This is a genomic window from Streptomyces sp. NPDC096048, from assembly GCF_044763415.1.
Lineage (GTDB): Bacteria > Actinomycetota > Actinomycetes > Streptomycetales > Streptomycetaceae > Streptomyces.
This window is the reverse complement of sequence record NZ_JBIWGG010000010.1, coordinates 195,646-208,922: the sequence shown is the minus strand read 5'-3', so window position 1 is coordinate 208,922 and position 13,277 is coordinate 195,646. Positions and strand designations below refer to the sequence as shown.

Genomic DNA, 13,277 nt, shown 5'->3' with positions numbered 1-13,277 from the left:
AGGACGTCTCCCGGGAGCCGGTCTCCCTCGCCGTGCTCACGGCCGGGCCCGGTCAGCGGGTGGCGGCCGACGCCCTGGGCGGGCTGTGCCAGATCGCCGCCCAGGAGGACCGCCGCGTCGACGCCGTCGCCGTACACAGCACCGAACCCTCCGGGGACGGCATCGGCCGCACCTCTCTCGAACTCGTTGTCACCGAACTCGCCCTGCCCACGCCGGGTTCCCACCAGGTCCGCCACGGCCCCGGCGGGCGCGCCATCAGGACCCTCGTCCCGATCCGGCCCGACCGGGACGCCGCCCGCCCCCTCTGGCGGGAACGCGGCGTCCACCTCGTCACCGGCGGCACGGGCGGCATCGGCGGGCACCTCGCCCTGCTCCTCGCCCGCCGGCACGCGGCGCGCCTGGTGCTGCTCGGCCGCTCGGCACCGGCCGCACGCATCGACCGGCTCCTCGACCGGCTGCGGGAGGCGGGCGGAGAGGCCGTGTACGTGCGGGGCGACGTCACCCGGCGCTCCGACGTCGAGCGGGCCGTGGCGCGGGCCCACGAGGAGTTCGGGCCGCTGGCCGGCGTACTGCACGCGGCGGGAGTCAACGAGGACGCGTACCTGGTGAACAAGGAGCCGGAGACGGCACGGCGCGTTCTCGCCCCGAAGCTGACGGGAGCCGCCGTCCTCGACGAGGTCACCGCGGCCGAACCCCTGGAGTCGTTCGTGCTGCTGTCCTCCGTCGCCGCCTATACGGGCGGCCCGGGGCAGAGCGACTACGCCGCCGCCAACCGTGCCCTCGGCGCCCTCGCCGCCATCCGAGCCGAGGCCGTCACCCGGGGCCACGGGCGACGCGGCACCACCGTGGCGCTCGCGCTCCCCCTGACCGAGGGAGGGGGTATGGACCTGAGCGAGCGGGACAAGCGGGCCGTCCGGGACCTCCAGGGGATGGGGACGCTGCCCGCCGAGGCCCTCCTCGACACCGTCGGCACCGCACTCGCGGCGCGGCGGCCCGAGGTGTACGCGGTGCACGGCGACGCGAGCCGCGTCCACGCCTACGTGGCACGGCACCTGGCCGGGCGGGAGACACCAGCGCAGCGGTCCGCGACCGACCCCGCCGAGACGCCCGCCCCCGGCGGCGGCCCCGGCAACGGCGGTGACCTCGAACCGGCGGCCGAGAGCTACCTGCTCACACTGGTGGGCGACATCCTCCGACTCCCCGCGGGAAGACTGCGTGCCGACCAGGAACTGTCCACGGTCGGCGTGGACTCCGTCCTCATCAAGAAGATCCACACCGTCCTCGAGGACCGGCTCGGGCCGCTGCCCGCCACCCTTCTGTTCGAGTACCGCACGGTCGGCGAACTCGGCCGCCACCTCGCGGCGGAGCACACCGCGGCGCTGCGCGCCCTGCTCGCCCGGCAGACCCCGGCCGCACCGGCTCCGAAGAAGCGGGAGCCAGGCCGCCCCCGAACGGCCGTGGCGCCCTCGGCCACCACCGAGGGCACTCGCGCCGAGGAACCCATCGCCGTCATCGGCGTCGCCGGACGCTACCCCGGGGGCCGTGACCTCGACGCGTACTGGCGCACCCTGCGCGACGGCGAGGACGCCATCACCGAGATCCCGGCCGATCGCTGGGACCACTCCCGCCACTACGCGCCCGGTGAGCGCGGCCCGGGCACGGTGTACGCGAAGTGGGGCGGCTTCATCGAGGACGCCGACCGGTTCGACGCGCGGTACTTCAACATCTCGCCCCGCGACGCCGAGCGGGCCGACCCCACCGAGCGGGTATTCCTCGAAGTGGCCTGGTCGGCCCTGGAGGACGCGGGCTACTCACGGCGACTGCTGCACGAGCGCACCCTGCGCGGCGACCAGCACGCGGTAGGGGTGTTCGTCGGAGCCACCGCCACCTCGTACAAGCTCATCGGCGCCGAGGAGTGGGGCCGCGGCAACCCCGTCATAGCCCTGTCGATGGACTTCTCCATCGCCAACCGGCTCTCCTACCTTCTCGATGCCCACGGCCCCAGCCTCGTCGTCGACACGGCCTGCTCGTCCTCGCTGACCGCTCTCCACCTGGCGGTCGAATCGCTGCGGCGCGGCGAGTGCGCGATGGCGATCGCCGGGGGCGCGCACATCCAGACGCATCCCATCAAGTACGGCGTGCTCGCGGACATGCGGCTGCTGTCCACGGACGGCCGCTGCCGCGCGTTCGGCGCGGGCGGCGACGGCTTCGTGCCGAGCGAGGGCGCGGGCGCCCTGGTCCTCAAGCCGCTGTCCGCGGCCCTCGCCGACGGCGACCACATCCACGGCGTCATCCTCGCCACCAGTGTCAATCACGGCGGCCGCACCAACGGTTACACCGTGCCCTCGCCGCGATCCCACGCGCGGGTCATCTCGGCCGCCCTGCACGGCGCCGGGATCGCCGCCGACACCATCGGCTATGTCGAGGCGCACGGCACCGGTACCGCGCTCGGCGACCCCATCGAGATCGAGGGACTGCGGCGGGCCTTCGCCGAGGACACCGATCACGTCGGGTACTGCGCCATCGGCTCCGCCAAGTCGAACATCGGACACGCCGAGTCGGCGGCGGGCGTCGCGGGCATCACGAAGGTCCTGTTGCAGTTCGCGCACCGCCGGCTGGCCCCCACCCTCCACGCCGACGAGGCCAACCCGAAGATCGACTTCGCGTCGACGCCGTTCGTGCTGCAACGCAGCCTCGCCCCCTGGGAGCGCCTGCGCCCGGACCTCCCGCGCCGTGCCGCCGTCAGCTCCTTCGGGGCGGGCGGCGCCAACGGCCACGTGATCCTCCAGGAGCCGCCGTCCACTCGGCGCCACGACCCGCCGGGCGAGGAGGGCACCGAGCAGCTGATCGTCCTGTCCGCCAAGACGGACGAGCGGCTGCGCGAGGTCGCACGACGGCTGCACCGGAGCCTCGGCGCCGCCCCCGCCCTGCGCGACGTGGCCCACACCCTGGCCACCGGCCGCGACGAACTCGAGAGCAGGCTCGCCGTCACCGCCCGCACCCCTGCCGAACTCCGCGGCCGACTGCAGGAGTTCCTCGTCTCGGGCGCCGCCCCCGGCCTGGTCACCGGGCGCGTCGATCCCGCCGCCGAACCTCCCGCGGACGCGGACCGGGCCGGGGAGCTGCTCGCCGCCCGCGACCTCGGCACACTCGCCCGGCTGTGGACACGGGGCGGCGTCGTCGACTGGTCCGGGGCCTTCGACGGCGCCCGGCGCGTCCCGCTGCCCGCCTACCCGTTCGCGGGCGACCGCCACTGGGTCACCACCACACCGCCCCTCGGCCCCGACGGCAAGGGGCGCCGCGCCGCGCCCGGACCGCTCGACCGCGTCGTCCCGACCCTCGACGGCCTGGTCCACGAGACCGTCTTCGACCGCGAGGACCAGGTCGTCGCCGACCACGTCGTCCAGGGCCGTGCCCTGCTCGCCGGAGTGGTCCAACTCCAGATGGCCGCTGCCGCCGCCGAGGAACTCGACCGCGGCCAGGTGCGGGAGATCACCGACGTACGGTGGCGGTCCCCCGTGGAGATCCCCGACGGCGGCGCCACGGTCCGCGTCCGCCTCACCGAGTCCGGGAACGACGGGCTCGACTACCGGATCGGCACGGCGCACGGCGACGGACGGCCCTGCTCCACCGGCACCGTCCGCACCGGCACCGCCCCCGCCGCCCCGCCCGCCGCCCTCGACCTCGACGAGATCCGCGCCCGGTGCACCACCCGCCGTGACGGGCGCGCCTTCTACAAGGACCGCGCCCAACGCGACGGCCTCGCCTACGGTCCCCTCTTCCGACGGCTCGCCGCCGTACACGCGGACTCCGAAGGCGAGGCCCTCGGGGAGCTGACACCGCCGCCCGGCACGTCCGCACCCGCCTGGGCGGTGGACGCCGGCACCCTCGACGGCGCCTTGCACGCCCTGCACGGCGTGCTTCCCCAACCCCCCGAGGGCACCGCGCCGTTCCTCCCGGCGTCCGTGGCCCGCGTGGAGCTGACCGGGCGCGTCGGCGCCGCCCGCCACGTGCACGTACGGCTGCGGGAGCACGACCCCGAGCGCGGCACGGCCCGTGCCGACGTGACGCTGGCGGACGCGGACGCCGTACCCGTGGCGGTCTTCCGGGACCTGCGCGTGGCCCGTCCCGCGACCACCCGCCCCACGCACGGCAGCAGCCCCGCCGTGCGCCGGCTGCGCACCGCGTGGCAGGTCCTCGACGCCCCCGCTTCCGCACCGGCGCGGCACACCGGACAGACCCTGGTCCTCACCACGGCCCGCGACTTCGGCCTCGGCCAGGCCCTGGCGGCGCGTTCGCCCCGGGCCCGCGTGCTGCGCCTCGACACCCCGGACGTGGGACGGCACCTTGGTGCCGCCGTCGAGGAACTGGACCCCGACAGCGCGATCCACTTCCTCGGCGGTGTCGACGACCGCCACTACAGCGCCCACGATCTCGCCCACCTCGACACGGCCCTCGACCAGGGCTGCCTGGCCCTGTTCCGGCTCGCGCAACGGCTGGCCGCCCGGCGTCCGGAGAGGCTGCGCCTGTCCGTCGTCACCAGCGACAGCCAGCAGGTCGACGAGGGTGTCCCGGCCCGCAACCCGTACGCCGCCGCGCTCGTCGGCCTCGCCAAGTCGATGGCCCGCGAGCTGCCCTTCGCCTCCGTCGGCTGTCTCGATCTGGACCGCCGTGCACTGGCCCGGGGCGGGGCCGAACTGCCCCGGCTCGCGGCCGCCGTGGAGGCCGAGCCCGCGGCTCTCCCCGTGCAGGAGGTCGCTCTGCGTGGCCACCTCCGCCTCGGCAAGACCCTGCGTGCGGTCACCCTGCCCGAAGTCCCCGGCACCGAGCCGCCGTTCCGGCACGGCGGCACCTTCCTGCTGATCGGCGGCGCGGGCGGCCTGGGACGCGCGGTCGCCCGGTACCTGGCCCGCGAGTACGCCGCCCGCCTCGTTCTCGTCGGCCGCCGCCCTCTGGGCGAACTGCCGGACACCCTGCTGTCCGAGCTGCACGCCGCCGGCGGCGAAGCCGTCTACGAGCAGGCCGACATCACCGACCGCGACGCCGTCGGCGCTCTGCTCACCCGGGTGCGCGAGCGCTTCGGCGCCGTCCACGGTGCGATCCACGCCGCCTTCACCCTGGCCGACGGGCTGCTGCACCGCATGGACGAGCTGACGTTCCGCTCCGCCCTGCACGCCAAGACCCACGGCACCGTCGTCCTCGCGGAGGCCCTGGCGGGCGAACCGCTGGACTTCCTCGCCCTGTTCTCGTCCGCCGTCTCGCACCGGGCCAACGCCGGGCAGGGCAACTACAGCGCGGCCTCCACCTTCCAGGACGCCTACGCGCACTACCTGGCCACCCGCACCCGCCTGCCCGTCAAACTCCTCAACTGGGGCCTGTGGGGGCACAGCGGCTCCGTCGCCACCGAGGACTACCGGCGCCGGGTCGCCCGCCTCGGCGTGGCCGGCCTCACCGACGAGGAGGGCGTCGCCGCCCTCCGCCGCGTCCTGGGCTCCCCGCTCACCCAGGCGACCGTCCTGAAGGCCACCGGAGACCAGGAACTCGAAGGCGTCACGGACGCGCCCGCCGACGCCCTGGACGTGCCCGGTGACGGACAGGCGGTGCGCACGGCCGTGGCCGGGGCCGCCGAGGCCCGGCGCGCCTCCTCGGTACCCCCCGGCTACCTGGCCCGCCTGGACGACTTCGCCCGCCGCGAAGTCCTCGCCGCCCTCCACCGGATGGGCGCCCCGCGCACGGCCGGAGCCGCGCGCAGCCCCGCCGACCTCGCCGTGGACCTGGGCGTGGTCACCGCACAGCGGCGGCTCTTCGACGCCCTGCTCGACATGCTGCGGGATCCGGGCCTCCTGCGGGAGGACGACGGATTGCTCAGTTTCCCCGCCGACCCGTATCCGACAGAGGACGAGGACGGCACCGACCGGACCCGGCTGAGCGAGCAGCTCACCGCCGACCACCCGCACTGCGCGCCGGCCGTGGAACTGCTCGCCGACTGCGCGGCGGCGCTGCCCGACGTCCTCACCGGCCGCCGCAGAGGACTCGAGGTTCTCTTCCCCGGCGGCTCCCAGGACCGGCTCGCCGCCCTCTACCACGACGACCCGCGCTCGCGGCACTTCAACGCGATGTGCACGGCCGCGGTCGTCCGCAGGGTGAGGGAGCTGCGCAGGCGCGAACCCGGGCGGCCGGTACGTGTCCTGGAGATCGGAGCCGGCACCGGCGGCACCACCCGCCCGCTCCTCTCCGCGCTCCGGACGTGCGCGGGGGCGGCACCGGCCTACGTCTGCACCGACATCTCACCCGCGCTCGTACGCCAGACCGCCGAACGCCTGGGGCCGAGCCACGCCGAGGCGGCCTTCCGCCCCCTCGACATCGCCGCGGACCCCGCCGCCCAGGGCTTCGCGGGGGAGCGGTACGACATCGTGGTCGCCGCCAACGTGCTGCACGCCACCGGCGACATCCGCGCCACCCTCCACCACGTCGCGTCCCTGATGCGGCCCGGCGCCCTGCTCGCCGTCACCGAGTCGACCGCCGTACTGGACGCCGTCACGCTCGTCTTCGGCCTGACGGACGGCTGGTGGCTGTACGGCGACGGCCATCTCCGGCTGCCGCACTCACCGCTCCTCGCGGCCGAGGACTGGGGCGCGCTCCTCGCCGAGGCCGGGCTGCGGGACGTACGGGCCCTTGCCGCCACCGAGCACGACGACGCACACGCCGACCAGAGCCTCGTGCTCGCCGAACGCGGCGCCATCCGCCATCAGAGCGCCACCCCGGCCGGTGCCACCGCGGCACCACAGCCCGGGTCCGCGCCCGCCACCGTCGCAACGGAGGTCCCGACCATGCCGGTCGACCAGGAGAACCACGGCCGCCCCTGGCTCGTCGACCGCCTGCGCGAGCGCTTCGCCGCGAGCCTGAAGCTCGACGTGTCCGAAATGGACGCGCTGACACCACTGTTGGCGTACGGCGTCGACTCGCTGGTGGTCATGGAGGTCACCGAGGCCCTGTCCCGGGACCTCGGACAGCGCCTCGTGTTCGACGAGCCCTGCAACGGCCTGACGCTCACCGAAGTGGCGGACCGGGTGCTGGCGATGGGCATCTCGCTGCCCGCGTCGGCCGTGCCGGCGGTCCGCACGGAGGTTCGGCCGACCCCTCACGAGTCCGAGCCCGACACCGCACAGCGGCCCGCGGACGGCGCGGCGCCCGGTGCCTCCGGCCCACCCGACGAGGTCCCCATCGCGATCGTCGGCGTCGCCGGGCGCTACCCGGGCGCCGACGACCTGTGGGCCTTCTGGGACAACCTGCGCGACGGGCGGCGCTCGATCGGCGACATCCCGGCCGACCGCTGGAACGCCGCCGAGCAGCACGCCGTACCGGGAGAGGGCGGGGAGCCGGGCCACCGCTGGGGCGGCTTCCTCGACGACGTCGACCGCTTCGACCCGCTGCTGTTCCGGATCTCGCCCCGCGAGGCCGCGGCCATGGACCCCCAGGAGCGGCAGCTGCTCCAGACGGCCTGGACCGCGCTGGAGGACGCGGGGGTGACCAGGGCCCGCCTGGAAGCGGAGGCACTGCGCGCGGCCGGGACCGGGGTCGGCGTCTTCACCGGCGCCATGCACACCCCCTACCAGTCGCTGGCGGCCGAGCGCCGCGCCCGCGGCGAACGGCCGGACGCCCGCTCCGCGCACTGGTCGCTCGCCAACCGGCTCTCGCACTGCTTCGGCTTCTCCGGCCCGAGCCTCGCCGTGGACACCGCCTGCTCGTCCTCGCTCACCGCCGTACACCTGGCCTGCGCGGCCCTGCGCAGGGGCGAGTGCGGTGCCGCCGTGGTGGGCGGTGTCAACCTGATCCTGCACCCGGCCCACCACGAGGAGCTGTCCCGGGCCCGGATGCTCTCCGGCGACGGCCGGGCCCGCGCCTTCGACCGGGACGGCGACGGCATGGTGACGGGCGAGGGCGTAGGGGTCGTCGTCCTCAAACCGCTGCCCGAGGCGCTGCGCGCGGGTGACCGAGTGCACGCCCTGATCGTGGGCTCGGCCGTGAACCACAACGCGGGGGACGACGCGTACACCACACCGGACGCGGGTGCCCAGGCCGAGCTGCTCCGCCGGGCCCTGCGCCCGGCTCGCCTCGGCCCCGACGACATCCAGTACGTCGAGGCCGCCGCGACCGGATCCGCCGTGGGCGACGCCATCGAGGCCGAGGCCCTGCGCGAGGTCTTCGCCCCCCGGGACGCCGGGCGCGGCCCCGTCCGCGTCGGTTCCCTCAAGCCCGCCGTCGGTCATCTGGAGGCCGCTTCGGGCATGGCACAGCTCGCCAAGGTCCTGCTCCAGCTCCGGGCCGGGCAGATCGCCCCGACCATCGACGTCACCACACCGCTGCCCGTCTTCTCGGCGGACGGCTCCCCGCTCGAGCTGGTGCGCCGGAGGCAGGCCTGGCCCGGCGGGGAGGGCGTCCCGGTGCGGTACGCGGCGGTCGGCTCCTTCGGTGTGGGCGGCGCCAACGCCCAGCTGATCGTGGCGGATCCGCCCCGGCCCGCCGAGCGCGACGCGGCGGCCGAGGAACCGCAACTCGTCCCCCTCAGCGCCCGCAGGCCCGGGGAATTGGGCCGCCTGGCCTCCCGGTTGCGGGACTTCCTACGGGGGCCGGGCGCCGACGAGATCCTCGCCGATGTCGCACACACCCTGCGGGTGGGGCGCGAGCCGCTGCGGGCGCGCGCGGTGCTGGTCGCGCGTGACGCGGCCGAACTGATCCACGGCCTGGACTCCTTGGCGGACGGCACCCCGCCGCCCGCTCCCGACCTCGGGCTGCTGCCGCCGCGGTGGGCGGACGCCGCCGCGCGCTGGGCGGACGGCGAGGACGTCGACTGGCCGGGGCTCGGCGGAACGGGTCGGGTCATCTCCCTGCCGGGCTACCCGTTCGCCCGGGACAGGCACTGGCTTCCACACTCCGGGCCCACGCCGACGGCCGCGGAAACCCTCCGGGTCGCCGAGCCGGTCGCCGGCACCCTCCCGGTCGCCGAGCCGGTCGCCGGCACCCTCCCGGTCGCCGGCACCCTCCCGGTCGCCGAGCCGGTCGCCGACACCCTCCCGGTCGCCGAGCCGGCCACCGTCCCCGTGTCCGGCCCGCCGAGCGGGGCCGGTGGCCCGGACAGGGGGGACGTGTACGACGTCGTCGCCGCCGCCATCAGCAGCGTTCTCGGCCTGCCCACCGAGGAGGTCGGCCCCGAGGAGCACCTGAGCGACTTCGGCTTCGACTCCGTCACCCTGACCGAACTCGCGGCGGTGCTCGGCGATCGGCTGGGCATCAGCGTAATGGCCCCTGAGCTGTACGCGCACGCCGACGTCGCCTCGCTCGTGGCGGCCCTGACCACGCATGTGCCGGCGCCGGAACCGGCCGCCGCCGACGCCGGACCGGTGCCGCCCGCCCGGGCACCGGCGGACGAGCCCATCGCCGTGGTCGGCATGGCGGGCCGCTTCCCGGGCTCCCCGGACCTCGACGCGTACTGGGAGAACCTGGTCGCGGGCAAGGACCTGATCGGCGACGTGCCGGCGGACCGCTTCGACTGGCGGGACATCCACGGCGACCCGGGCCGGGACCCTCACCGGGTGCCGTCCCGCTGGGGCGGCTTCCTGGACGGCGTCGACCGCTTCGACGCGGAGTTCTTCCGGATCTCCCCGCGCGAGGCACGCACGATGGACCCACAGCACCGGTTGTTCCTTCAGACGGTCTGGCACGCCATCGAGGACGCGGGCCACGATCCGGCCGCACTGGAGGGCACCCGCACCGGTGTGTTCGTCGGGGTCGGTTCCTCGGAATACGCGCAGCTGCTGATCGGCCGCGGTGTCGAGGTCGACGGCCAGGCCGCCACCGGCAACGCGCACAGCGTCCTGGCCAACCGGGTCTCCTTCCTGCTGGGGCTGCACGGCCCGAGCGAGCCGGTCGACACCGCGTGCTCCAGCTCGCTGACCGCGGTGCACCGCGCCGTGCAGGCGCTCCGCGCGGGGGAGTGCGAGACAGCCGTGGCCGGCGGGGTCAACGTGATCCTGTCCCCGACCGGCTACCTGGCCTTCGGTAAATCGGGCATGCTCTCACCCGACGGCCGCTGCAAGACCTTCGACCACCGGGCCGACGGCTACGTACGGGGCGAGGGCGTGGCCGCCCTGCTCCTCAAGCCGCTCGGGCGGGCACTGGCCGACGGCGACCACGTCCACGCCCTCATCCGAGGCACCGCCGTCAACCACGGTGGCCGAGCCAACTCCCTGACCGCGCCCAACCCGCAGGCGCAGACCGACGTCATCGTCCGCGCACACCGCGCCGCCGGGGGTACCGCCGACACCATCACCTGCATCGAGGCCCACGGCACCGGCACCGCTCTGGGCGACCCGATCGAGGTGAACGGCCTCATCGACGCCTTCCGCGAGCTGGGCGGCGCGGACCGCGCGGGCTACTGCGCCCTCGGCAGCGTCAAGACCAACGTCGGGCACCTGGAGACCGCGGCCGGCATCGCGGGCCTGATCAAGGTGATCAAGGCGCTTCAGCACCGGCAACTGCCGCCTTCCCTGCACCTGGAACGCGTCAACCCGCTCATCGACCTCACCGACACCCCGTTCCGCCTCATCGACGAGGCACGGCCGTGGCCCCGGTCGGCCGATCGCGATGGCGGTGAGGTGCCGCGCCGTGCCGGAGTGAGTTCCTTCGGTTTCGGCGGCGTCAACGCCCATGTCGTCGTGGAGGAGTTCGAGTCCGGCCGGTCCGACGAGACCTCCGGTGCACCCGCGGGGCCCCAGCTGTTCGTCCTGAGCGCCCGCACCGAGGAGCGGCTGCGGAGGTATGCGGGCATCCTGGCCGACAACCTTGAGCACAGCGCGTACCGTCCCGCCGACGTGGCCCACACCCTGCGCGTCGGGCGGCCGGCCCTCACCGAGCGGCTGGCCGTGATCGCGGACACGCTCCCCGAGCTGGTGGCACGGCTGCGTGCCTGGGCGGCCGGCTCCGGCCCGCGCGAGCCGGAGGGCATCGGCCCGCTGCGGGAGCTGGCCATCCGGTGGGTGCGTCACAAGGAGACGGACTGGTCCCGGCTGGAGGGCCCGGCGGGACGGCGGGTGCCGTTGCCGACGTACCCGTTCGCCGAGGACAGGTACTGGCTGCCCGATCCCGCCCCGCGACGGCAGGACACCGCGAGGGCGCCGGAGCCCCGGGAGGCGGAGCAGCCCGCACCGGCCGCCACGGCGCCGGCCGAGGACACGTCCGAGCTGGCCCGGCACGTCAGGGAGCTGGTGGCGCAAGGGGTGGGGCTGGCCCCCGAGGAGATCGACCCCGCGAAGGACTTCGCGGCGTACGGGATCGACTCCATCGTCGCGCTGCGCATCATGCAGCGGGTCCAGGCGCGGTTCGGTGAGGAGATCCCGATGGCGGCGATCTTCGAGCAGTCCACGCTGGAGCGCCTGGTGACCCACATCGCCACCCTGGCCCCCCAGCACACGTCAGCCACTGTCCCCGCGTCCGCCACTGCCTCTCGGTCGGCATCTGCCCCCGCGTCCACCCCGACCCCCTCCACCACCTCGCAGCTCCTCACAGCCCGCGCCGTCCCCTTCGTCACGGACACGGTGGGCGTCCCCGTCCACTGCCTGCCCGGCGACACCGGCGAACTCAGCTGGCTGACCCATGTGCAGGCCGCCCTCGCCGACGACGGCCCGGTCCTGGGCATCGAGCCGCCAGGCTTTCGCACCGGCCGGACCCCGTCGGCCTCGGTCACCGACCTGGTGGACGCCTGCGCGGCCGCGGTCCTCGCCGACCGGCCCCAGGGCCCGTACCGCATCGCGGGGCAGGGGTGCGGCGCGGCGCTCGCCTTCGAGACGGCTCGCAGGCTCATCGACGAGGGGCACCAGGTCGACGAACTCCTCCTGGTCGGCGCCCCGGAGCCCGGCGAGCCGGTCGCGTCCGGGCTCGGCGTGCTGACCGGCGCGTTCGGCACGGTCTGGGGTGCCTGCCGGTGGCTCGGCGCCGATGTCCCGGGCGATGCCGCCGACGATGACTTCGCTCGGGCGGCCAGGGCGCTCACCACCGACGCCAAGCCGCCGATGGGCGAGGAGGCGCTGGCCGACTGGCTGCGCGAGGCCCACGCCCACCGCACCGCACTGGTCACGGCCCTCGCGTCGTACACCCCCCGGCCCCTGCCCGGCCCGGCCCGCGTCACCGTCGTACGGTCCCTGATGAACGGGCGGCCCTCCACCGGCGACTGGTCACGCTGGCTGTCCGAGCCCCCGCGCACCGTCGACGTGCCCAGCCGCCCCGACCACCTCGTTTCCGAGGGGGCCGCCGTCGACCTGCGTCGGCTGCGGCGGCCGGAGTCCCAGGACGGACGGCAGGAGCGGAAGTTCATCACCAGCATCAACCGGGCCGGGAACCGGCAGCGCTCGTACTGGATGCACCACATGTACGGCGACGTGAGCTATGGCCTGTACCTGTCGCGCTACCTCGGCGCCGAGTACCCGCTGCTCGGTGTCGAACAGATCGACCTCGACGCCCGTCTGCACCGCTTCGACACCTTCCAGGAGATGTGCGACGCGTACACGGCTGCGATCCGCGCCGACCATCCCGGCGGCCCCTTCACGCTGGCCGGTTCGTCCTTCGGCGGAGTCGTCGCCTTCGAGGTCGCCCGCCGGCTGATGCACCACGGAGAGCGCGTCCACTCTCTCGTCATCGCCGACGGCATCATGCCGACGACGCCCGCCTGGGCCGGTGTCGACTGGTCCTCGCTCACCGACGACGAGTCGGAGAGCCTGCCGCTGATGATGCTCGGCAACGCCTACTGCCACCGGTGGAACATCACCGAACTGGTCAGCCTGGAATCGCTGCTCGGCAAGGAGACCGACGAGCAGTTGCGGCTGATCGCTCGGCACGTCGTCGACAAGGCGGCGGCGAAACTCGCCCACGACAACGTCCTGACGCTCCTGCGCCGCACCAACGACGCGTTCAACCAGAATGTCAGGCTGCTCACCGAGTACGTGCCGCAGCCGCTGCCGGAACCGGTCGACGTCACCTTCTTCCACGCCACCCAGGGTTTCGTCGGCGCACGGAATCCGGCCGGGCTGCCGGCGATGCGGCGTCTGGACGGCGACCGGACCAACGGCTTCGGGCGGTTCGTCGGCAAGCCGCTGCGCGTGCACGACGTGGACGCCGACCACTTCACCATCGTCCACGACGCGGGGCTGCGGACCATGGCCCGGCTCATGACCCCGGCGCTGGGCGGCCCCCCCGCCCCCGAGGCCGGTGACCTGATCCAGTGA

At 74.9% G+C, this 13,277-nt stretch carries 1 protein-coding gene (running past one end of the window); it reads left to right on the top strand.

Annotated elements, in window-relative coordinates:
- Positions 1-13,277 carry the 3' portion of an SDR family NAD(P)-dependent oxidoreductase gene (locus ACIQ6R_RS27540; RefSeq protein WP_404224103.1) on the top strand. It extends 457 nt beyond the left edge of the window, so only the last 13,277 of its 13,734 coding nucleotides appear in the window; its start codon lies off the left edge, out of view; the stop codon is at positions 13,275-13,277.